Source organism: Bradyrhizobium sp. NBAIM01 (assembly GCF_020194115.1).
Taxonomy (GTDB): domain Bacteria; phylum Pseudomonadota; class Alphaproteobacteria; order Rhizobiales; family Xanthobacteraceae; genus Bradyrhizobium; species Bradyrhizobium yuanmingense.
This window is the reverse complement of the sequence record NZ_JADYVU010000002.1, coordinates 444,234-466,888: the sequence shown is the minus strand read 5'-3', so window position 1 is coordinate 466,888 and position 22,655 is coordinate 444,234. Positions and strand designations below refer to the sequence as shown.

Annotated in this window: 21 protein-coding genes; 14 read left to right on the top strand and 7 right to left on the bottom strand. The window is 65.0% G+C overall.

Going from position 1 to position 22,655, the window contains the following annotated elements; translation table 11 throughout:
• Positions 1-299: 299 nt before the first annotated feature.
• From I6F31_RS08535 to I6F31_RS08520, 4 genes are all read left to right on the top strand, one after another.
• Positions 300-1,691, top strand: coding sequence for a tetratricopeptide repeat protein (locus I6F31_RS08535; RefSeq protein ID WP_225185252.1), 1,392 nt, complete (start codon positions 300-302; stop codon positions 1,689-1,691).
• A 336-nt stretch (positions 1,692-2,027) separates the two neighbouring features.
• Positions 2,028-3,938, top strand: a complete 1,911-nt coding sequence (locus I6F31_RS08530) for a propionyl-CoA synthetase (protein WP_225156677.1) — start codon at positions 2,028-2,030, stop codon at positions 3,936-3,938.
• Between the two features lie 158 nt (positions 3,939-4,096).
• A complete protein-coding gene (locus I6F31_RS08525) occupies positions 4,097-4,366 on the top strand; it encodes a hypothetical protein (RefSeq protein WP_225126530.1) in 270 nt (89 codons plus the stop codon).
• Positions 4,367-4,558: 192 nt separating this feature from the next.
• The gene (locus I6F31_RS08520; RefSeq protein WP_225185251.1) at positions 4,559-5,305 is read left to right on the top strand and encodes an OmpW family outer membrane protein; all 747 of its coding nucleotides are present in this window, start codon (positions 4,559-4,561) and stop codon (positions 5,303-5,305) included.
• 83 nt (positions 5,306-5,388) lie between these two features.
• Here the strand turns inward: I6F31_RS08520 and I6F31_RS08515 are convergent, their stop codons facing one another.
• Positions 5,389-6,084 carry a cell cycle transcriptional regulator TrcR gene (locus I6F31_RS08515; protein WP_035997500.1) on the bottom strand — a complete coding sequence of 232 codons (696 nt, stop codon included), beginning with the start codon at positions 6,082-6,084 and terminating at the stop codon, positions 5,389-5,391.
• Between the two features lie 263 nt (positions 6,085-6,347).
• On the opposite strand from I6F31_RS08515, the gene ispH reads away from it, so the two are divergent.
• From ispH to rnhA, 3 genes are read left to right on the top strand one after another with little or no spacing between them, the layout of a single operon-like run.
• Complete coding sequence (gene ispH, locus I6F31_RS08510; RefSeq protein ID WP_036036458.1) at positions 6,348-7,316, top strand: 4-hydroxy-3-methylbut-2-enyl diphosphate reductase; 969 nt, start codon at positions 6,348-6,350, stop codon at positions 7,314-7,316.
• Between the two features lie 6 nt (positions 7,317-7,322).
• Entirely contained in the window at positions 7,323-8,306 is a 984-nt protein-coding gene (locus I6F31_RS08505) for a homoserine kinase (RefSeq protein ID WP_035997505.1), read from the top strand.
• Complete coding sequence (gene rnhA, locus I6F31_RS08500; protein WP_035997507.1) at positions 8,303-8,767, top strand: ribonuclease HI; 465 nt, start codon at positions 8,303-8,305, stop codon at positions 8,765-8,767. Before I6F31_RS08505 ends, rnhA begins: the two co-directional genes overlap by 4 nt.
• Before the next feature lie 161 nt (positions 8,768-8,928).
• On the opposite strand, the gene I6F31_RS08495 is transcribed toward rnhA, so the two are convergent.
• The 6 genes from I6F31_RS08495 to I6F31_RS08470 all read right to left on the bottom strand — a co-directional run bounded on the left by I6F31_RS08495 (position 8,929) and on the right by I6F31_RS08470 (position 16,592).
• Entirely contained in the window at positions 8,929-9,414 is a 486-nt protein-coding gene (locus tag I6F31_RS08495) for a peroxiredoxin (protein WP_028180275.1), read from the bottom strand.
• 108 nt (positions 9,415-9,522) lie between these two features.
• A complete protein-coding gene (locus tag I6F31_RS08490) occupies positions 9,523-10,077 on the bottom strand; it encodes a DUF924 family protein (RefSeq protein WP_225185250.1) in 555 nt (184 codons plus the stop codon).
• A 15-nt stretch (positions 10,078-10,092) separates the two neighbouring features.
• Complete coding sequence (locus I6F31_RS08485) at positions 10,093-11,778, bottom strand: long-chain fatty acid--CoA ligase (protein WP_035997514.1); 1,686 nt, start codon at positions 11,776-11,778, stop codon at positions 10,093-10,095.
• 190 nt (positions 11,779-11,968) lie between these two features.
• A complete protein-coding gene (locus I6F31_RS08480; RefSeq protein ID WP_225146315.1) occupies positions 11,969-13,474 on the bottom strand; it encodes a D-alanyl-D-alanine carboxypeptidase family protein in 1,506 nt (501 codons plus the stop codon).
• Between the two features lie 189 nt (positions 13,475-13,663).
• On the bottom strand, positions 13,664-15,460 hold the full coding sequence (locus I6F31_RS08475; protein ID WP_057028254.1) for a glucan ABC transporter ATP-binding protein/ permease: 1,797 nt from the start codon (positions 15,458-15,460) through the stop codon (positions 13,664-13,666).
• Positions 15,461-15,542: 82 nt separating this feature from the next.
• On the bottom strand, positions 15,543-16,592 hold the full coding sequence (locus I6F31_RS08470) for an ABC transporter substrate-binding protein (RefSeq protein ID WP_225146316.1): 1,050 nt from the start codon (positions 16,590-16,592) through the stop codon (positions 15,543-15,545).
• A 227-nt stretch (positions 16,593-16,819) separates the two neighbouring features.
• On the opposite strand from I6F31_RS08470, the gene I6F31_RS08465 reads away from it, so the two are divergent.
• From I6F31_RS08465 to I6F31_RS08435, 7 genes are all read left to right on the top strand, one after another.
• Positions 16,820-17,179, top strand: coding sequence for a hypothetical protein (locus I6F31_RS08465; protein WP_225146317.1), 360 nt, complete (start codon positions 16,820-16,822; stop codon positions 17,177-17,179).
• A gap of 117 nt (positions 17,180-17,296) precedes the next feature.
• Positions 17,297-17,701: a phosphoribosyl-ATP diphosphatase gene (hisE, locus tag I6F31_RS08460; RefSeq protein ID WP_035997540.1), complete on the top strand. Its 405-nt coding sequence runs from the start codon at positions 17,297-17,299 to the stop codon at positions 17,699-17,701.
• Between the two features lie 46 nt (positions 17,702-17,747).
• Complete coding sequence (locus tag I6F31_RS08455; RefSeq protein WP_081492862.1) at positions 17,748-18,350, top strand: YqaA family protein; 603 nt, start codon at positions 17,748-17,750, stop codon at positions 18,348-18,350.
• Between the two features lie 47 nt (positions 18,351-18,397).
• On the top strand, positions 18,398-18,940 hold the full coding sequence (locus I6F31_RS08450; RefSeq protein WP_036021240.1) for a hypothetical protein: 543 nt from the start codon (positions 18,398-18,400) through the stop codon (positions 18,938-18,940).
• A 30-nt stretch (positions 18,941-18,970) separates the two neighbouring features.
• Positions 18,971-20,371, top strand: coding sequence for an aspartate ammonia-lyase (locus I6F31_RS08445; RefSeq protein ID WP_225146318.1), 1,401 nt, complete (start codon positions 18,971-18,973; stop codon positions 20,369-20,371).
• A gap of 271 nt (positions 20,372-20,642) precedes the next feature.
• Positions 20,643-21,611 (top strand): nitronate monooxygenase family protein, encoded by a 969-nt coding sequence (locus I6F31_RS08440; RefSeq protein ID WP_036021244.1) that lies wholly within the window; start codon positions 20,643-20,645, stop codon positions 21,609-21,611.
• A 22-nt stretch (positions 21,612-21,633) separates the two neighbouring features.
• Positions 21,634-22,407 carry a thioesterase family protein gene (locus tag I6F31_RS08435; RefSeq protein ID WP_225126522.1) on the top strand — a complete coding sequence of 258 codons (774 nt, stop codon included), beginning with the start codon at positions 21,634-21,636 and terminating at the stop codon, positions 22,405-22,407.
• The last annotated feature ends 248 nt before the right edge of the window (positions 22,408-22,655 follow it).

Here is a 22,655-nt window from a genome sequence, read left to right as displayed (position 1 = left end):
GCCTCTCCCCGCAAGCGGCAGGGCAATCGCATTTGAATATTGCAGGGGTCGTCATGCCCGGGCTTGTACCGGGCATCCACGTTCTTTGTGCCGTGTGAAAAGACGTGGATGGCCGGGACGAGCCCGGCCATGACGCTGTGGAGACAGCCGGTGCCCATAGCCACATCTCATATGCGATAGTCATGCCCAAGCAGGGCGAGGGAGAGCCGGCAGCGCTCCGTCCCTCCCAGGCCCGGTTTGAACCCATCGCTTGCCAGCTGCGACAACGGTGAGAACCCGACGTCACGGAGCCCTATGTCATGTGCGGCACTCACGCCTCCGCGCAAGCGCTTTCGCCTGCCAAAATCTCGCTTCGCGCCCTCTTTCTCGGCGCGGCCATGAGTTTCATTCTCGCGGCTCCCGCCGCGGCGAGCACCGAGTGCGTGCTGGGAAGCAAGGCCGCCCCGGCCGAGTTGATCTCCGCGTGCAGCGCCATCATCGACCAGACCGCCAATTCGGCCGCCGAACGCAGTGCGGCCCTCGTCGTCCGCGCCGAAGCCAATGCGCAGACCCTTGGAGGCCAGTCACAGGCGCTGCGGGATCTCGACCGCGCCATCGCGCTCGACGGCAAGAACGCGAAGGCCTGGCGCGTGCGCGGCGATCTCCTGCGCGAGGCCGGCGGCGATCTCAATCGGGCCGCAGCGGATCTGACCAAGGCGATCGAGCTCGACCCGCAGGATGCCGAAGCTTACGAGCTGCGCGGCGTCGTCTACACCAATCAGCGCCGCCTCGACCGCGCACTCGCCGATTACGACCAGGCGATCAAGCTGAAGCCGGACGATGCGCAAGCCTGGTCCGACCGCGGTGTGGCCTATTATCTCGGCGGCGACAACGAGAAGGCGATCAGAAATTTCGACGAGGCGCTGCGGCTCGATCCCGACCGCGCGCGCACCTACACCAACCGCGGCGCGGCCTACAAGAAGCTCGGCCAGCTCGACAAGGCGGTCGCCGACGACGGCGAGGCGATCAGGCTCGACCCGAAGGTGCCGGAATATTACGACAACCGCGGCCTGACCTATGCTGCGTTGGGCGAGTACGACAAGGCGATTGCCGATTACGACCAGGCGATCCGGCGGGAGCAGCGCGCCAACTTCCTGACCAACCGCGGCGACTCCTACCAGTTCAAAGGCGAGCTCGGGGCGGCGCTGAGCGACTACGAGGCTGCGCTGAAGCTCGATCCGAATTTCGCCAAGACCTACAACAACCGCGCGGTGCTCTACAAGAAGATGGGCGAGCGCAAGAGGGCGCTTGCCGATTATGAGACGGCGCTGAAGCTGGATCCCGGCAACGAGAATGCAGCGAACGGCCGCCGCAGCATGATTGCCGAGATCGCCAGGTTCGGCGCGGCGTCGCCGGGCCCAATGCATGCGCGCTCGGCCGACGATAGCGGTCCGTCCTTCAAGTGCGCCACCGCCAAGCGTGAGGTCGAGAAAGTGATCTGCGCCGATCCGCAGCTCGGCGTGCTCGACCGTCAGATCGCCGAGACCTATGAACGCGTGCTGAGGGCTTCCAAAGGACGTTCCGCTAGCGACCTGCGCAAGACCCAGCGCGAGTTCCTCACGACGCGCAATGCGAGCTTCCGCCGCCCCGGATACGATCTGAAGAAGATCATGCAGGACCGCTTGCAGCGGCTGAACGCGATGGAGAGCTGAGAGGCTCTTCTTCGCCTCTCCCCGCCTGCGGGGAGAGGCCGGAATTTGCGTCAGCAAATTCCGGGTGAGGGGACTCTCTGCGAGTCCAATTTGCACGATGATTGCGGATGCAGCCCCTCACCCCAACCCTCTCCCGTAAGAACGGGGAGAGGGAGCGCACCGCCCGTGCCGCAGCCGCGCGCCTCCGCCAAAAAACCTATCCTTTTCAGCTTGAACCGCGGCCCGTTCCCGGGAAAATGGCTCCAAACAAGGCCGGCAATTGATCCTGGTCATGGCGGGGCGCCTGTCCTGCCACGAGGTTCAAGCCAGGTGAATAAAGGGAACGGGAGCGCGGGAATGAATATCCAGGGCAAAAGCAGCTATCATGAAGTCCATGCGCGCTCGCTGGCCGATCCCGAGGGCTTCTGGGCCGAGGCGGCGAAGGAGATCGACTGGATCGAGCCTGCGACCAAGGTCTTCGATCCCTCGCAAGGAACCTACGGCCGCTGGTTCGCCGGCGGCGTCGTCAACACCTGCTACAACGCCCTCGACCGCCACGTCGAACGGGGCCGCGCCGACCAGGTCGCGCTGATCCATGATTCGCCGCTGACGGGCTCGGTCACCAAGTTCACCTATGCTGAACTGCTGAACGAGGTCCAGGCGCTCGCCGCAATCATGCAGGATTTCGGTGTCGCCAAAGGCGATCGTGTCATCCTCTATATGCCGATGGTGCCGGAGGCGGTGGTCGCGATGCTCGCCTGCGCGCGGCTCGGTGCGGTGCACTCGGTGGTGTTCGGCGGCTTTGCCGCGAAGGAGCTTGCCACCCGCATCGACGATGCGCAGCCCAAGCTGATCCTGTCCGCCAGCTGCGGCATCGAGCCCGGCCGCATCGTGCAGTACAAGCCGCTGCTCGACGAGGCGATCAAGCTTGCCAGCAGCAAGCCGAAGGCCTGCATCGTGCTGCAGCGTCCGCAGCTCACCTGCGAGATGACGCCGAGCCGCGATTACGACTGGGCCAGCCTGCGGCGCAAGGCGCTGAACGACGGCAAGCGCGCGGCGTGCGTGCCTGTCGCCGCGACAGACCCGCTCTACATCCTCTATACCTCGGGCACAACAGGCGTGCCGAAGGGCGTCGTGCGCGACAATGGCGGGCATCTCGTCGCGGTGAAATGGTCGATGTTCAACCTCTACGGCGTCAAGCCGGGCGAGGTCTGGTGGTGCGGCTCCGACATCGGCTGGGTGGTCGGCCACAGCTACATCGTCTACGGCCCGCTGCTGCATGGCGCGACCACGATCATGTACGAGGGCAAGCCGGTCGGCACGCCCGACGCCGGCGCGTTCTGGCGCGTGATCTCCGAGCACAAGGCGGTGGCCTTCTTCACCGCGCCGACGGCCTTCCGCGCCATCCGCAAGGAAGACCCGGAAGGGAAATTCATCCGGCAGTACGACCTCTCGAAATTCCGTACCCTGTTCCTCGCCGGCGAGCGCGCCGATCCGCCGACCGTGGAATGGGCGGAGCAGCAGCTGAAGGTACCGGTGATCGACCATTGGTGGCAGACCGAGACCGGCTGGTGCATCGCCGGCAATCCGGTCGGCCTCGGCATGCTGCCGGTGAAGCACGGCTCGCCGACGGTGCCGATGCCGGGCTATCAGGTCGATGTCGTCGACGAAGCGGCAAAGCCGGTCGGCCCCAACACCATGGGCTCGATCGTCATCAGGCTGCCGATGCCGCCGGGCTGCCTGCCGACGCTGTGGAATCAGGACGCGCGCTTCAAGGAGGCTTACCTGAGCGAATTCCCCGGCTATTACAAAACCTCCGACGCCGGCTACAAGGACGAGGACGGCTATATCTTCGTGATGGGCCGCACCGACGACATCATCAACGTCGCCGGGCATCGCCTCTCCACCGGCGGCATGGAGGAGATCCTGGCCTCGCATCCCGATGTCGCCGAATGCGCCGTGCTCGGCGTCAAGGACGCGATCAAGGGCGAGGTGCCCTGCGGCTTCCTGGTGCTGAAAGCGGGCGTGAAGCGCCCGCCGGCCGAGATCGAGAAGGAGATCGTCGCGCTGGTGCGCGACAAGCTCGGCCCGGTCGCCGCGTTCAAGCTCGCCATCACCGTCGGCCGCCTGCCCAAGACGCGCTCCGGAAAGATTCTGCGCGGCACCATCAAGAAGATCGCCGACGGAGAATCCTGGACCATGCCGGCGACGATCGAGGATCCCAAGGCACTCGAGGAGATCGGCGAGGCGCTGAAGGGACGGATGTGAGGCGAAGCCTCATCCCGGGGCGGGAAGGGCGTTGCTTCACCGCTCTCTACTGTCATCGCCCGCCTGTGCGGGGAACGACAGCGAGCGTGGAACGGCGTCCAGGGACTTACAATCTCCGCATTCCGCGCTAAACAGGGCCGGCCGATAGGGGACCTCGTATGCCACTTGCCGCCGCGCCACGCCTGCTGACCGCCTTAGCTCTCGCCGTCGCTCTCTCCGCCTGCTCGGCGCGCTACCAGAATCCGGTGGCGGCGGGCGGCGATGATGACGACGCCGTCTGCCAGAGCCGCGGCTATGCGCAGGGCTCGCCGGAATACGTAGCCTGCCGCAAGGACCGCGACGTCCAGCGCAACGCGGCCACCGCGCGCGCCGACCGCCGCCAGCGCGATCTGGGCGAGTACATGCTGAACAACCCCGTGCGCCCGTGATGTGAGCTGCGGCACTATGCTGCCGCGCCACCCGCTTCGCATTCGCGGTTTCCGTGACACATCTGCAACGCCGGGGCCAAATCGCGTCGCGATAGTCCTGGTTTGATCGGCATCAAATCCTTCACCATCCTCTTTCTGCTCTGACGCTGATGTCGCGCAACGACGCGTCGACATGGTTGAAGGGGATTGAAAATGGATGGAACGATAAGAAACTTGGCGCGGGTCGCGACGCTCGGCGCGATGCTCGTGGGCACTTTTGCATCAGTGCAGGCGGCAGATCTGCCGGTCTACAAGAAGGCGCCGGTGCCGGTGGAGGCGTTCAATCCGTGGATGATCCGCCTGCGGGTGCTCGGCGTATTGCCGGATGCGGGCGAGAGCACCGTCAATGTCGCGGGCGTGCCTTCGCTGTCGTCGCCGAATTCAGGCCTGTCGATCAGCGGCCAGGTCGTCCCCGAGTTCGACATCAGCTATTTCTTCACCAAGAACATCGCTGCCGAATTGATCCTGGGCGTGACCAGGCATTCGATCAGCGGCACCGGCTCGCTCGCGAATCTGCCGATCGGCAAGACCACGCTGCTGCCGCCGACGCTGACGCTGCAATATCACTTCGACCAGTTCGGCGCGTTCAAGCCGTATGTCGGCGCGGGCGTGAACTACACCGTGTTCTTCAACAATTCCGCGGCCAATGCGCCTTCCGCGATCGCCGGTCCGCCCGCGATCGTCGCCACCACCACCAACCTGCACGTCAGCAACGCCTGGGGCGGCGCCGTCCAGTTCGGCTTCGACTACATGATCGACCGGCACTGGGGTCTCAACGTCGACGTCAAGAAGCTCTGGCTGCGCCCGAACTACAGCGCCATCGTCTCCGGCCTGCCGGTCACCGGCACCGCGCATATCGATCCGTGGCTGGTCGGCGCGGGTGTGACCTACAAGTTCTGACCTGAAGCCCAGCTCGGGCGTACAAACAAAACGCGGCAGGTTTTCCTGCCGCGTTTGCGTTGATGGTGGATGAACGGGAGGAATTACTCCTCCTCGTCCTCGTGCTTCTTGCCGCCGAGCGTCTTCAGCTTGGCGAACACGGCGTCGACGTTGAGGTCGTCGCTCGACTTCTCCGCGGGCTCGTACTCGTCCTTGCGGGTGGTCTCGGAGGCCGGCAGCAGGGTGGCGCCGCCATAGGCTGCGTCGATCGGCTTCTCCTTCGCCGCGCGCTGCACCTCGAAATCGAGCTCGATCTGCGAGCACAGGCCGAGCGTGACCGGGTCGATCGGGGTCAGCGCCGAGGTGTTCCAGTGGGTACGGTCGCGCACGCTCGCGATCGTGCTCTTGGTGGTGCCGACCAGGCGCATGATCTGGGCGTCCTTGAGCTCCGCATGGTTGCGCAGCAGCCAGAGGATGGCGCTCGGGCGCTCATGGCGGCGCGAGACCGGGGTATAACGCGGGCCCTTGCGCTTGGGCTGGGGCGGCAGCACCACCTTGCTCTCCTGGAGGCGGAGCCGGTAGTCCGGGTTCTTCTCGCCCTTCTCGATTTCCTCGCGGGTCAGCTGGCCATTGGAGAGGGGATCCATGCCCTTGATGCCCTGGGCGGCGTCGCCGTCGGCGATGGCGCGCACCTCGAGGGGATGCATCTTGGTGAAATCGGCGACCTGGTCGAAGGTCAGCGCGGTGTTGTCGAGCAGCCAAACGGCGGTCGCCTTGGGCATCAGAGGTGCGTTGCTCATGGCAAATCTCCTTTGTGCTTCGCCCACCCCTCTGGAGGCGAAACCGGTGGTCATCAGCGATGACAGGGAATTCGCGCTATATAAGCCCGGAGGGGGTAGCCATGCAATGGTTCTGCTATAGATAGTGCCTTGACACCGCCCGAAAGGGGGCCCAATTCCCTTTGAACCGCTGTAAGGTTCAAGCCGACAGTTTTAAGCCAAATTCCCATCCATCGACCGCCCCGGCAGAATGCGATCGGGTGATTCGGTCCCGAGATCGCTCAATGTCAGCCAAACCAGACCTCAAGATCGTGCTTTGTTCTCCCCGCGGCTTCTGTGCCGGGGTGGTCCGGGCGATCGACACCGTGGAACGGGCGCTCGATAAGTACGGCGCCCCCGTCTATGTTCGCCACGAGATTGTGCACAACAAGTACGTCGTCGATGGGTTGAAGAAGAAGGGCGCCATCTTCGTCGAGGAGCTCGCCGAAATCCCCGAGAATACCACCGCCCCGGTGGTGTTCTCGGCCCATGGCGTACCGAAATCGGTTCCGGCCGACGCCCAGTCCCGCAACCTGTTCTCGCTGGATGCGACTTGCCCGCTGGTGACCAAGGTGCATCGCGAGGCCGCGATCCATTTCAAGCGCGGCCGCGAGATCTTCCTGATCGGCCATTCCCACCATCCCGAGGTAGTCGGTACGCTCGGCCAGCTGCCGCCCGGCGCAGTGACCCTGATCGAGACCGCCGAGGATGCCAAGACCATCACGCCGAAGGACCCCAACAACCTCGCCTTCGTGACGCAGACCACGCTGTCGATCGACGACACCGCGGAGATCGTCGCGCTGCTCAAGGAACGCTTCCCCAACATCAACGGGCCGCACAAGGAAGACATCTGCTACGCCACCACCAACCGCCAGCTCGCGGTGAAGAAGGTGGCGCCGGTGGTGGACGCGCTCATCGTGGTCGGTGCTCCCAACTCGTCGAACTCGCAGCGCCTGCGCGAGGTTGCCGAGCGCGAGGGCTGCAAGATCGCGGTGCTGGCGCAGCGCGCCGCGGACCTCGACTGGAGCAGGTTCGGCAACATCAAGAGCCTTGGCATCACCGCTGGCGCGTCCGCGCCTGAGGTGATCGTCGAGGAGATCATGGACGCCTTCGCCGAGCGCTACACGCTGCACGTGGAGACGGTCTCGGCCGCGGAAGAGAACGAGTTCTTCCCGTTGCCGCGTCAGGTGCGCCCCGAAGCTGCCGCCGAGTAGACCTTGATGGCGGTCTACACCGACGTCGCCGCCGACGAGCTTGCGGATTTCCTGAAGCAATACGATCTCGGCGAATTGCTCTCCTACAAGGGCATCGCCGAGGGCGTCGAAAATTCCAACTTCCTGCTGCACACAAGCAAAGGCTCGTTCATCCTCACGCTGTACGAAAAGCGCGTGGCAAGGAACGATCTGCCGTTCTTTCTCGCGCTGATGACGCATCTGGCCGAGCACGGCGTCAATTGTCCGCTGCCTGTGAAGGCAAGAGACGGCGAGGCGCTGCGCGAGCTGGCAGGCCGGCCCGCAGCGATCATCACCTTCCTCGAAGGCGTCTGGCCGCGCAAGCCGAACGCGACCCATTGCGCCGGGGTCGGCGAGGGGCTGGCGAAGATGCATCTGGCAGGCGCGAATTTTGCGATCAAGCGCACCAATGCGCTCTCGGTTTCCGGCTGGCGGCCGCTGTTCGACGCAGCTTCAAGCCGCGCCGACGAGGTGCAGCCCGGTCTGCGCGATTTTCTTGCCGCCGAACTTGATTATCTCTCGAGCGGCGTCTGGCCGAGCAACCTGCCCGAAGGCGTGATCCACGCCGACCTTTTCAACGACAACGTCTTTTTCCTCGGCGACAAGCTCTCGGGGATCATCGACTTCACCTTCGCCTGCAACGACATGCTGGCCTATGACGTCGCGATCTGCCTCAACGCCTGGTGCTTCGAGCCGGATCATTCCTTCAACGTCACCAAGGCGCGTGCCTTCCTCAACGCCTATGGCCGGGTGCGCAAGCTGAGCGAAGCCGAAGAGGCCGCGCTGCCGCTGCTGGCGCGGGGCGCGGCGATCCGCTTCCTGCTGACGCGGCTGGTCGACTGGCTCAACGTGCCCGCAGGCGCGCTGGTCAAGCCGAAGGATCCGCTCGAGTATGTCCGCAAGCTGCGCTTCCATCAGAGCGTGACGAGCGTGCGCGATTATGGGCTGATGCCGTCGGGGCTGGTGGCGTGAGCGAGCTACCCAATGTCACGATCTATACCGACGGCGCCTGCTCGGGAAATCCCGGGCCGGGCGGCTGGGGCGCGATCCTGAAGTTCGGCGACAAGGAAAAGGAGCTGAACGGCGGCCAGCCGCACACCACCAACAACCAGATGGAATTGATGGCGGCGATCTCGGCGCTGGAAGCGCTGAAGCGGCCGTGCACGGTCGACCTCTACACCGACAGCCAGTATGTCCGGCAGGGCATCACCGGCTGGATCTTCGGCTGGAAGCGCAACGGCTGGCGCACCGCCGACAAGAAGCCGGTGAAGAATGTCGAGCTATGGCAGCGCCTCGACGCAGCGCTGAAGCAGCACGAGGTCCGCTGGCACTGGGTCAAGGGCCACGCCGGCCACCCCGAGAACGAGCGCGCCGACCAGCTGGCGCGCGACGGCATCGTCATGGCGCGGTTGCAGCAGCGGGTGAGGGAGTAGGGGGCGCCATCGTCGCCTCATTCACCACTGTCATCGCCCGGCTTGACCGGGCGATCCAGTACTCCGATACGTTTCTGATTCAACCGAGAAGCCTCGGCGTACTGGATGCCCCGCCTTCGCGGGGCATGACAGCGCCATGTGTGGCTAAGACCGGTGGCGCCTCACAGCTGCCCGAGCAGCGTATCGCCGCCGGAGACCTCGACCTTGCCGGGCATCGCCTCGAGGTTCAGCTTCTTGACCACGCCGTCCTCGATCAGCATCGAATAGCGCTTGGAGCGGATGCCGAGGCCGTTGGCGGAGGCGTCCAGCTCCATGCCGATCGCCTTGGTGAAGTCGGCATTGCCGTCGGCGAGGAAGACGGCCTCGTCGCGCTGGTCGGTGTCGCGCTTCCAGGCGTTCATGACGAAGGCGTCGTTGACGGAGACGATGGCGATGGTGTCGACACCCTTGTCCTTCATGGCATAGGCGTTGAGGAAGATGCTCGGCAGATGCATCTTGTGGCAGGTGCCGGTATAGGCGCCGGGGACCGCGAACAGCGCCACCTTCTTGCCCTTGAAGATGTCGTCGGTGGTCTTCACCTGCGGGCCTTCCGCCGTCATCACGCGGAATTTCGCCTCGGGCAGCTTGTCGCCAATCTGGATCGCCATCGTCAGTCTCCCTGAAAATCGGTCCCGCTTTTTAGACCGGGCGGCGGGCCTGCACAATATTGCCAGTGGCGGAAGCGGCGAGGATGGCGGCCGTTCACCGTGATGTCATCAGCCGGCAAAACCGCCGCCGTCGAGGAAGGCCTGGTCCTCCTCGGTGGTGTCGCGGCCGAGGAGACGGTTGCGGTGGGGAAAGCGGCCGAACCGCGCGATGATATCGGCGTGGTCGCGCGCGTATTTCAGGCTTTCGGTATTGTCGGTGTTTCGAAACAGCGCGACGCAATGCAACTGGTCGGCCAGGTGCTCGGAATGCATGAAGGGCAAATAGAGGAATTCCAGCAGGAGGGGATCGACCCTGCGATCGACGCCGCGCGCGATGGCGCGGCGGGCGACGTCGCGCGCCTGTGCGTCGCTGGCAAAGGCCTGCGGCGTGCCGCGAAACATGTTGCGGGGAAACTGGTCGAGCACGATGACGAGTGCCAGCACGCCGTCGTCGCTTGTCTCCCATGAGGCAAGCTCGCCGGCGGCCGCCTTCTGCCACAGCGAGAGAAAGCGGCGTCGTATCTCCGCATCGAAATCATCGCTGCGCTCGTACCAGCGTTGGCGCCCGGCCTCTCGCCAGAAGGCGAGAACGCCTGATGGCGTGATGTCGCGGGCGTCAGCCATGAACGGAGGCGCGCCTTACGCCGCCTCCGCCTTCTTCTCGTCGCGCAGCTGCCGACGCAGGATCTTGCCGACATTGGTCTTCGGCAGGTCATTGCGGAATTCGACGTGCTTGGGCACCTTGTAGCCGGTGAGCTGGTCGTGACAGAACTTGATCACGGCATCCGCCGTGAGGTTCGGGTCCTTCTTCACCACGAAGGCCTTCACCGCTTCGCCCGACTTGGAATCGGGGATGCCGATCACGGCGCATTCGAGCACGCCTGGATGGCTCGCGATGACTTCCTCGACCTCGTTCGGATAGACGTTGAAGCCGGAGACCAGGATCATGTCCTTCTTGCGGTCGACGATCTTGATATAGCCCCTCTCATCCATCACGCCGATGTCGCCGGTGCGGAAATAGCCGTCCGCGGTCATCACCTTGGCGGTTTCTTCCGGCCTGTTCCAGTAGCCGGACATCACCTGCGGGCCCTTGGCGCAGATCTCGCCCGCCTGGCCGAGCGGGACCTCGTTGCCCTCGTCGTCCCGGATCGAGATGTAAGTCGACGGCACGGGGATGCCGATCGAGCCGGCGAACTCGGTCGCCGTGGGCGGATTGCAGGTCAGGACAGGCGACGTCTCCGACAGGCCGTAGCCCTCGGCGATGCTGCAGCCTGTGATGTTCTTCCATTGCTCGGCAACGGGGCGCTGCACCGCCATGCCGCCGCCGTTCGAGATCTTCAGCTTGGAGAAGTCGAGCTTCTTGAAGTCGGGATGGTTCATTAAGGCGTTGTAGAGCGTGTTCACGGCCGGGAAGGTGTTGACCTGGTATTTCGCCAGCTCCTTGATAAAGCCGGGTATGTCGCGCGGGTTCGGGATCAGCAGGTTGCAGCCGCCGGCGCGCACAGCCAGCAGATAACAGGCCGTCAGCGCGAAGATGTGATAGAGCGGCAGCGCGCAGACGATCATGAGCTGCTCGACATGCGGCGGAGAAGCGAGCGCCGGCTGCAGCCAGGCATCGTTCTGCAAGACGTTGGCGACGATGTTGCGATGAAGCAACGTCGCGCCCTTGGAGACGCCGGTGGTGCCGCCGGTATATTGCAGGAAGGCGACGTCACCGGGCGACAGCTTCGGCTTGTTGAACGTCATGCCGCGGCCGGCGGACAGCGCGTCGTTGAAGGAGACCGAGCCCGGCAACGACCAGGCCGGTACCATCTTTTTGACCCGGCGGACGACGAGGTTGACGATCACGCCCTTGAAGCCGAGCAGGTCTCCCATGCTGGCGACGATGACGTGCTTCACCTGCGTCTTCGCGATCACCTGCTCGACGGTGTGGGCGAAGTTCTCCAGCACGATGATCGCTTCGGCGCCCGAATCCTTCAGCTGGTGCTCGAGCTCGCGCGGCGTATAGAGCGGGTTGACGTTGACCACCGCGAAACCGGCGCGCAGCACGGCGGCCGTCGCGACCGGGTATTGCAGCACGTTCGGCATCATGATGGCGATACGCGCGCCGCGCTGCAGCCCGCGGCCCTGCAAGTAAGCGGCAAGCGCGACCGACATCTGGTCGAGGTCGCGATAGCTGATCGACTTGTCCATGCAGATGAATGCCTTGCGGTCGGCGAACTTGGTGAAGCTCTCCTCCAGCAGGTCGACCAGCGATGCGTATTGCGTCGGCTCGATATCGGCAGGCACGCCGGGCGGATATTGCTTGAGCCAGATGCGCTCCATGGAAGACTCCCCTCATTGACCAGGGCCCGTTGTTCTCGGGCTTGCCTCGTTGTCGCCAGTATCCAGCTTGCCGGAACGGGTGGCAAGCCGTCGTGGCTTAGGGCAAAGGTCGGGCCGTCGCTACTGGAATCGTCGCAAAACGGTGCTGCCGCAGGTGCGAAGCGGGGCTGCGGTTTAGTGCCGAGCGGCGTTAACTGTTGTTGGCCGGCTTGGCCGCGGCGGGAGGCTTCGTCGCAGCGGGGGTCGTCGCTGCCTTGGGCTTGGCGGGCTTCGCCGCCTGATCGCCGCCGGCCGAAGGCTTCTCGGCGGGCTTCGCCACCGCATCCGGCTTGGTCGCGGCATGCTTGGCGCCAGCCGGCTTGGTTGCGGCCGGTTGGGGCGTGGCCGGCTTGGCCGCCTTGCCGTCAGTCGGCTTGGCATCCGGCTTGGCCGCCGCGGTCTTGGTGTCCTTGGGCTTATCGGCCGGCTTGTCGGCGGCGTCTGGCTTCTTGGCGACGCGCGGCTTCTTGGCGCGCGGCTTGGACGCGGCCTGCTGGTCGGCATCGGCTGCCACAGCGGCAATCAGGGCGGTGCCGGTGCGGGTCGGGCCGGTATAGACCAGCACGGGCTCGGTCGGAGCCGCAGCCGAGGCCATCAGCTCGGAAGCTTTCATCAGCGGCGGCTGCAGGCCTGCCGTGAAGAAGGTGAACTGGGCCGCGCCGCCGGTGGCGGAGCCCGATCCGGTCGCGCCGCCACTGGCCGCAATCAGCGCATCGTCGTCGTCGCTGGCCGGCCGCTTGCGGTTGGGTCCGCACATCTCGTCGCGCAGGTTCGGCGGCGTGGCATCGACCGGCACGAGATTGTCGACCGTGCCGAGCGAGGGGCGCAGCCAGGTGAGGTTGTCCGGAGCGAAGCCACGCTCCAGGAGCTGCGCCGCCTTCACCGCGCGTGCCGTGCCGGAGTTTGCACCGAGCACCACCGCGATCAGCCGGCGGCCGTTGCGCGTGGCCGAGGCGACGAGGTTGTAGCCGGAGGCGCAGATGAAGCCGGTCTTGAACCCGTCGGCGCCGGGATAGCGGCCGATCAGCTTGTTGAAATTGCCGGTGACGCGCTTGCCGAAGCGGATCGCCGGGATATGCATGTAGTACTCGTATTCCGGCAGGTCGCGCAGGAAGGACCGCGCCAAGATGCCGAGGTCGCGCGCAGAGGTGATCTGGCCTTCGGCGGGCAGGCCGTTTGGATTGACATAGCTCGTCTGCGCCATGCCGAGCTTCCTCGCGGTGTCGTTCATCACCGCGGAGAAGCCGTCGACCGAGCCGCTGACGCCTTCGGCGAGCACCACGGCCATGTCGTTCGCCGACTTGACCATCATCATCTTCAGCGCGTTGTCGACGGTGACTTGGGTTCCCGGGCGGAACCCCATCTTCGATGGCGATTGCGAGGCCGCGGTCGGCGACACCGTGAGCAGCGTGTCGAGCGTCAGCCTGCCGTCCTTGACCGCCTTCAGCGTCACATAGGCGGTCATGATCTTGGTGACGGAGGCCGGGTACCAGGGAAGGCTCGCGTTTTCGGCCTGCAGCACCTTGCCGCTGTCGGCCTCGATCAGCAGGAGCGCTTCGGCGCTCGCCGTGCGCGGCGCGAGCGTCGCGGCACAGGCGAGCGTCGCAGCGAACAGGTTGAACAGGGATTTGCGAAGCAGCGGGCGAAGGGCGTGCACTATCCGATTCCGGTCCTTGGAGATCCGCCTGATACGGCCGGTTCTCGTGATCTGATTGTCGGTTCTGAAATCCAGCGCCGCCGCTTGCGGCGTCGCAAACCTATACCGGCTGGTGCGTCGAGAATAGGGGGATCGGCGCGGTATTCCGCAACGAAGTAGGCCGAATTTCGACGGTCCTCTCGGGACTTGCTAGGGGGATTTGGCAGCTGTCGCGGCAGCCTCGGCGGCCGTCACGCTGGCCCGTGCGTTCTCCTGCACCATGAACTGGGCCTTGGCCATCTCGGCAAAATGGCCGCCTTTGGCCACGAGTTCATCGAAAGTTCCGGTTTCGATCACCCGTCCATTCTCGAACACCAGGATCCGCGTGGCGTTGCGGATGGTGGAGAGGCGATGGGCGATCACGAAGGTGGTGCGGCCCCTCATCACTTCGTCGAGAGCGGCGTTCACCTTGACCTCGGTGACCGCGTCGAGCGCGGAGGTCGCCTCGTCCAGGATCAGGATCGGCGGGTCCTTCAGCAGGGCGCGGGCGATCGAGAGCCGCTGCCGTTCGCCGCCGGAGAGCATGCGGCCGCGCTCGCCGGCATTGGTCTCGAAGCCGCCGCTGCGTTCGATGAATTCCAGCGCCTGCGCGCGCTCCGCCGCCTTACGCATCTCGGCCTCGGTCGCATCCGGCTTGCCGACGCGCAAGTTCTCCGCGATCGAGCGGTTGAACAGCAGCGCTTCCTGGAACACGACACCGATGTTCCGCCGCAGCGAGGTCAACGTGACGCCGCGCACGTCCATGCCGTCGATCTTGATGACGCCGGATTGCGGATCGAAGGCCCGGTGCAGGAGCGCAATCGCGGTGGACTTGCCGGCCCCGGTCGGGCCGACCAGCGCAATGGTCTGGCCCGGCAGCGCGGTGAAGGTGAGGTCCTCGATCGCCGGCCGCTTGCCGTCATAGGAGAACGTGACGTCGTTGAACTCGACGAGGCCCGACAGCCTGCCGGCATCGATTGCGTCGGGCCGGTCGTGCACCGCGGGCACGGCGTCGAGCACATTGAAGAACTCGCGCAGCCGCGGAGCTTCCATGAACACGTTGTTGATGAAGCTGACCACCTGCTCGAGCTTCTGGATCAGCAGCGTCGCGAAGCTCACGAACATCACGATCTCGCCGACCGAGGTCAGGCCCTGGTCGTGCAACGCGATGCCGAGGGTGAAGATCGCGAGCACCGTGATGGTGGTGGAGGCGCGCGTGATCACCGTGACCAGCGCCCACCACGACAACACCGGCATCTGCGCGGCCAGCAGCTCGTCGGCGACCGAGCGCAGCCCCTTGACCTCGGATTCGACGCGCACGAAGCTCTGCACCAGCGCGACGTTGCCGAGCGCATCAGACGCGCGCGCGGAGAGCTCGCTGTAGTGCTCCTCGACCGCCATCTGCATGCCGAAGGTCCTGCGCACCACGAAGGTGGTCAGCGCCGTGAAGACGATGCAGAGCACGAACAGGAGGATCGCCAGCCGCCAGTTCAGGTAGAGCGACAACGGCAGCAGCACCAGGACCGAAAGGATCGCGGCAAAATGCTCGCGGAAAAAGCCGAGCCACAGCCGCCACAGCGCGTCCGTGCCGTTGAGCATGACCTTCATCAGCCGGCCGGAATGGGTGCCGGAGTGGAAGGTCAAGGGCAGCTGCAGGATGTGCTCGAAATAGTCGGTCAGCACCGCCTGGCGCTGACGATGCGAGAGCCGGTCGGCCTGCAAGGCCACCAGCGCGCTGCAGACGATGGTGAACAGTCCGAACGCGACCCAGGCGACCAGGAACGGCCAGGCCGAGCTCGAGCCGGCCACGGTCTTACCCGAGAGCACGTCGACGATCCGGCCGAACAGCACGGGCTCGGCGAACTGGGATCCCGCCAGCAGGAGGTTGGCGACCGCGAGCAGCCAGCCCAGCCGCGCCTCCTTGCCGAGCAGCTCAAGAACGCGGGTGTAGAGTCGGAGAATGGACATGCGGGCGGGGGACTCGGTGACGACGGAGCTCACATTCTAAGCAGGGACCGCCGCGAGATACAGCGCAAGCTTTCAGTTTTGCTCAGTTGATCAGCCGCTCTGCCAGCGGCGGCAGGAACTGGCCGTCGAAGACGTCGCGAGCCGTCGGCCGTTTGCGGAATTTGAAGTCCCGCGCGATCTGATCGATCGAACGTTCCAGGCGCGCCGGCTCGACGCCGCCGAGGCCGTTGCGCTTGACCTCGTCGGTCAGGATATTGTCGGCAAGGACCGCGTGCAGGCGCTTCAGCTCCAAATTGCGGTCGCCGTCGTCGATGCGGCTCGCGGCCTCCTCCGCCGCACGCGCCGGCTCCCTGGCCGTCGCGGTGATGCCCGCAATCAAGGCGCGGACGAAGCCTTTCACGGCATCCGGCTTCGCTGCGGCGAAGGCGGTGTTGGCGACTACGGCAAAGCCGTAGGCCTCACAGCCGTAGTCCGCATAGCGCAGCACGACGAGATCGGCTTCGGGTACGCCGCGATCGCGCAGGTTCACCGCCGAGAGATAGCTGAACCCGGCGACGGCATCGACCTGTCCTGCGGACAGGATCGGCTCGCGCACCGCGGCACTGATCTTGTGGAATTTGACGTGCGATGCCTTGATGCCGTTCTGCTGCGCCAGCGCCGGCCACAGTCGCATCGACAGATCGCCGTCGGCAACGCCGACGGTCTTGCCGTCGAGGTCGGGCAGGAGACGGATGCCGCGGCTTTTGCGCGCGACGATCGCGTAAGGCGCGCGGTCGAACAGCACGAACACGGCCTTGACCGGCGCCGCGTCGTCCTTGTCACGAAAGCGTATCAGCTCGTTGATGTCGACGAGCGCGAGCTCGCTGTCGCCTTTGGCGAGCCGTGCGAGCGCCTCTGGCGATCCGCTCGCGCTGTTGAAGGACACGTTGAGATGCTCGGCGCCGAACCTGCCGTCCTTCGCCGCAAGGAAGAATGGCGCCATGCTCGCATCGATAGGACGGTCGAAGGTGAAACGGATGGCGGTCGAGGGAGTGCCGCTCTCGGCCGCAATGCATTCGCGCACCGTCGATGCGGTGAACGCGATTGCAAGGGCCAACAGGCATTGAAGGGCGATCGTCTTGAATCCGGACATCGGTCGCGCCGGCCCCGCAATGTTATGGTTTCGTGACGCTTGGCAAGCGCCGGCCCGCGACGAACGTGCGCGCGCGAACATGAACGGCGGATGAGCGGGCTTGCGGCATCGTTACGCAACCCCGTTCAGCTTGTGTTGGGATTGGGGAACCTACTTAGGTGGTGAGTGTTTGACAGACATCAGCCTGTCGTCAGGCACAATCCGAGGTCCCAAGGAGGGTCCAGATCATGTTTGACAGCCTTTCGAAGTTCGTCGGCCGCAAGGCCGTTCTGGCCACGGCCGCCGTGGTGGCCCTGACTGCCGCTGCACCCACCGCCTCTTACGCTGGCGGTCGTCATTGGCATGGCGGTGGCGGCGGCGCCGCTGCTGCCGCGATGTTCGGCCTCGCCGCGACCGGCCTCGCGATCGCAGCCAGCCGCAATGCCTACGCCTATGATCCGGGTCCGGGTTACTATTACGAGGGCGGCCCGGTCTATTACAGCGGCCCCGGCTATGGTTCCTATTACTACGACTCGGGCCGCCGCTACACCTATGGCGGCTACAAGAACCCCTGCGCCCACGGCTATTCCGGCTACAGCTGCTATTGACGGATCGGCCATTCTGATCGACGAACAGGCCGTCGCGCTTGCCGCGGCGGCCTGTTTTTTGCTTACATTGCCGCGTGTTAACACGCCGGCCATTTGTTTCGAGTAGTTTTGCGTACCATGAGTGATTCGCTTGAGCGGCTATATCTGGCTGTGCTCGCGGCCAGAGACCTTGATCCGGCAACATCGCGCACGGCCCGGCTGTTTCAGCGTGGGCCCTCAAAAATGGCAAAGAAGCTCGCCGAAGAGGCCATCGAAGTCGTCATCGATGCGGTCAATGGCGATAGCGAGGCCGTGATCCGGGAAAGCGCCGACCTGCTCTACAATCTCACCGTGCTGTGGGCTTCGGCCGGAGTGCGCCCCGAGGACGTCTGGCGGGAAATGACGCGGCGGGAGGACATGCTCGGAATTGCCGAGAAACTGCCGAAGTCGCCGCCGAAATTGCCCAAAGTCGCGTCACCGCGCATAGCCTCGCGGCGGCCTATTGTCGCGCTCGACGGCCGTGCCGCGCGCAAGCGCCACTAGAAGCGTCACAAATCGCTCAAAAACTGGCGATGGACAAATCCGTCCCATGGTGCTTCATCGCGGCGCCATGCTGAAACGAATGTACGACTGGTGCATCGACGCCGCCCACAAGCCCTATGCGCTCTGGATCATGGGCATCGTGTCCTTCGCCGAAAGCTCCTTCTTTCCGGTCCCGCCGGATGTGATGCTGATTCCGATGTCCCTGGCGCGGCCGCAGCGCGCCTGGTTCTATGCCGCGATCTGCACCGTGACCTCGGTGCTCGGCGGCGTCGTCGGCTACGCCATCGGCGCGCTGCTGTTCGACTCGGTCGGCCAGTGGCTGATCCAGGTCTACGGCCTCGCCGACAAGGTTGACGCCTTCCGCGCCTCCTATGCGGAATGGGGTGCGGTCATCATCCTGCTCAAAGGACTGACGCCGATCCCCTACAAGCTCGTCACCATCACCTCGGGCTTTGCCGGCTACAACATCCTCCTGTTCGTCCTGTGCTCGATCGTCGCGCGCGGCGGACGCTTCTTCGTCGTCGCGATCCTGCTCAACCGCTACGGTGACTGGATCCGGGTCAGGATCGAGCGGCATCTCGGATTGTGGGTCGCGCTCGGCGCGATCGTGCTGGTGCTCGGCTTCGTTATCGCCATCAAGCTGATCTAGAGCCGCGGCGCTTTGCCGCCGCGCCGGCTTCGGCTACGGTTGTCGTCATGATGGTTCGATCCGGCAATCCGGCGGCACGGCATGGGACGCTGATGTCGACAGCGCTGCTGCTGCTGCTGCTCGCTGCCGGAGGGACGGCCCGGCCGCAATCCGCCCCGCCGGCGCTCGGCCTTCAGCAGCAGGGAGCGCAGGCCGGCCCGTCGCCATCGACGCCCGCTCCCTCGGCGCCGCCGGCGCGCGAGGAGAATCCCGGGCTGATCAACGAAATGGGCAAGCTGTTCGACAAGCTGCCTTCGATCCTGCCGCCGATCAAAAGCCCCAGTGAAACCATGGATGACCTGTCGCGGCTGGCCAAGCCTTCGACCATGGTGTCGGGGCGCGTGATCTGCCCGGTCTCTGCGAACGGCGCGCCCGACTGCAAGCAGGCGGCCGACCAGCTCTGCCAGGGCAAGGGCTACAAGGAAGGCAAGAGCCTGAACGCCGACTCCGCGGAAAAATGCTCGGCCAAGGTCCTGATCCCGGGCCGGCAACGTAAACCGGACGACTGCCGCACCGACACTTTCGTGACCAGCGCGCTGTGCCAGAACTGAAGGCCGGCGCGCGAGAACCAAGGAGCGCCCATGAGCCGCACGGAGCAGGACTTCCTCGGACAGCGTGAGATCGCCGACGACATCTATTACGGCGTCCAGACCATCCGGGGTAAGGAGAACTTCCACATCACCGGCATTCCGATGAACCAGGAGCCTTACTTCGTGAAGGCGCTCGGTTACGTCAAGAAGGCCGCCGCGATGGCCAATCGCGACCTCGGCGCGATCGACGCCAAGGTCGCGGACGCCATCATCCTCGGCTGCGACCGCGTCATCGCGGGCGACATGATGGATCAGTTCGTCACCGATTTCATCCAGGGCGGTGCCGGCACGTCGACCAACATGAACGCCAACGAGGTGATCGCGAACCTCGCGCTGGAATCGCTCGGCTTTGCCAAGGGTGACTACCAGCACGTCAGTCCGAACGATCACGTCAATTACGGCCAGTCCACCAACGACACCTATCCGACCGCCTTTCGGCTGGCCCTGATCCTGCGGCTCAAGAGCTACATGACGGCGTTGCGTCAGCTCCAGGAAGCCTTCTTCGCCAAGGGACGCGAGTTCGAGCGGGTGCTGAAGATGGGCCGCACGCATCTGCAGGACGCGGTGCCGATGTCGCTCGGCGCGGAATTCCGGGGCTGGGGCACCACGATCGGCGAGGAGGTCGACCGCATCTCGGAAGCGCGCGCGCTGCTGCGCGAGATCAATCTCGGCGCCACCGCGATCGGCACCTCCGTCACGGCGGCGGTCGGTTATCCCAAGCTCGCCGTCCGGCACCTCAGCGCGCTCACAGGCGTCGATTTCATCCTCGCCGGCGATCTCGTCGAGGCGACCTCCGACACCGGCGCCTATGTGCAGCTTTCCGGCGTTCTCAAGCGCACGGCCAGCAAGCTGACGAAAATCTGCAACGACATCCGCCTGCTCGCTTCCGGTCCGCGCGCGGGCTTGAACGAGATCAACCTGCCGCAGCTTCAGCCGGGCTCCTCGATCATGCCCGGCAAGGTCAATCCGGTCATTCCCGAAGTCGTCAACCAGACCAGCTTCCTCGTCATCGGCCTCGATACCACGGTGACGCTGGCGGCAAGCGCCGGCCAGCTCCAGCTCAACGTGATGGAGCCGGTGATCTCGTTCGCGCTGTTCTTCTCGATCCGCACCATGGAGCGCGCGGTCAACAGCCTGCGCGAGAATTGCGTCGTCGGCATCACCGCCAACGAGGAGCACACCCGCAACATGGTGCTGAACTCGCTCGGCATCGTCACGGTGCTGAAGCCGCTGCTCGGCTACAAGCAATGCGCCGAGATCGCGCGCGAAGGCTACAAGACCGGCAAGTCGCTGCACCAGATCGTCGTGACCGAACGCAAGCTGCTGACGCAGGAGAAGTGGGACGAGATGTTCTCGTTCGAGCGGCTGATCAACCCGGATTTGATCGGGTAGGCGGTCGCTGTCATTCCGGGGCGCGCGAAGCGCGAGCCCGGAATCCATTTCGCCACGCGTGCTGACGCCCGATGGATTCTCTGATGCGCAATCGCGCATCATAGCTCGACGCTCCGCCTCGTCCCGGAATGACGGGTGAGGAATTCCGCTGCTTGGAATTGCGGGAATGGCCTCCGCTGCGGCGCCAAAACGCAATACTTGACAGTGGAAAGATTGCCTTGTTGGTATGGCTCCCAACTTCAATTTGACCGGCTGAGAGGATCGTACCGCAATGTCCATGCCTGCCTTGTTCAAGGGGCGCCTGTCGATCCCCGTGATCGGCTCGCCGCTCTTCATCATCTCGGTGCCCGATCTCGTGATCGCGCAGTGCAAGGCGGGTGTGGTCGGCTCGTTTCCGGCGCTGAATGCGCGGCCGCCGGAGCTGCTGGACGAATGGCTGGCGCGGATCACCGAAGAGCTCGCGGCCTATGACCGCGCTCATCCCGACAGGCCGTCGGCGCCGTTCGCGGTCAACCAGATCGTGCACAAGTCGAACAACCGGCTCGACCACGACATGCAGCTCTGCGCCAAGTACAAGGTGCCGATGATCATCTCCTCGCTCGGCGCCCGCGAGGAGCTGAACCAGGCCGTGCACGGCTGGGGCGGCATCGTCTTCCACGACGTGATCAACCAGAAATTCGCGCACAAGGCGATCGAGAAGGGCGCCGACGGCCTGATCCTGGTCGCGGCCGGCGCCGGCGGCCATGCCGGCACCATCTCGCCGCTGGCCTTCGTGGCCGAGACACGAAAATGGTTCGACGGTCCGATCGCGCTGTCGGGTGCGATCGGCAACGGCAAGGCGATCCGCGCCGCGCGCATCCTGGGGGCCGACTTCGCCTATATCGGCTCGGCCTTCATTGCGACCAAGGAGGCCAATGCGGTCGAGAAGTACAAGGAGATGATCGCGGGCTCGAGCGCCGACGACATCGTCTATTCCAATCTCTTCACCGGCGTGCACGGCAATTATCTGAAGCCCTCGATCCTGGCGGCGGGCATGGACCCCGAAAATCTGCCGACGTCCGATCCCTCCAAGATGAACTTCGGCACCGACGCCTCCGGCGAGCGCGCCAAGCCGAAGGCCTGGAAGGAGATCTGGGGAAGCGGCCAGGGCATCGGCAGCATCGACAAGGTCGTGCCGGCGGCCGAGCTGATCGCGCGCTTCAAGAAGGAATACGACGAAGCGATCGATCCGCCGTTGTGATCGCACCCAGATCGAGTGCTGCATGCCCCCCATTTACCGCGTCGACGGCAACGACGTCGTCACCAGCCCCGATGCAGCCGGCCCCTGGGACCGGCGCATGCAGCACGGCTCGGCACCGGCATCGCTGGTGACATGGGCGGCTGAGCGCATCCCTGCGGCGGTGCCGATGGATGTCGCGCGCGTGACCATCGATCTGATGCGCCCGGTACCGGTGGCGCCGCTAACGATCGCCACCGAAATCTTGCGCGAGGGCCGCAAGATCCAGCTCTGCGGGATCAAGCTGGTCGCCGACGGCGTGCAGGTGGTCGGCGCCACCGTGCTCAAGATCAGGCGCCAGGCGCTGACGCTGCCCGACGAGGTCGAGGAACTTCCGGTCACGTTGCCGTCGCCGGAGGATTCATTGGTCGAGGACGGTCACGCCGCCACCAGCCCGTTCGTGCGATCGGTCTCGATGCGCGCCGCGCGCGGCCGCTTCGGCCAGGCCGGCGCCGGCGCGATCTGGTTTCGTGTCGACCATCCGCTGATCGAAGGCGAGGCCGTCTCGCAGGCGATGCGCGCCGTGGTCGCCGCCGACTTCTCCAACGGCACCGCCTCGACGCTCGATTTCCGCGCCTGGACCTACATCAACGCCGACCTCACCGTGAGCTTTGCGCGCCAGCCGGTCGGCGAGTGGATTTTGCTCGACGGCGATTCCTGGATCGGCCCCGACGGCGCGGGCCTTGCGATGTCACGCCTCGCCGACCGCCAGGGCTATTTCGGCCGCGCGGTGCAGAGCCTCGTGATCGAGAAGCGGTGAGAGGCGCTATGTGCGATCAGCCGGGCGATGACACCGATCGTGTGAGAGCTCTCTCGCTTATCGCGGGATTGAACGGCAGACTTCCGCCGCCGCGGAAGGGATGCAAGGTCGTGTTCGACCAGGGCATCCTGCCAGTTCACACACCGTAGAAGATCTTGATCCCCCACAGCACCACGATGATGGCCGTGATCAACGTGATCGCGGCGACTGCACTTTCCAGGGAAGCGACTCTCATTTCACTCTCCGCT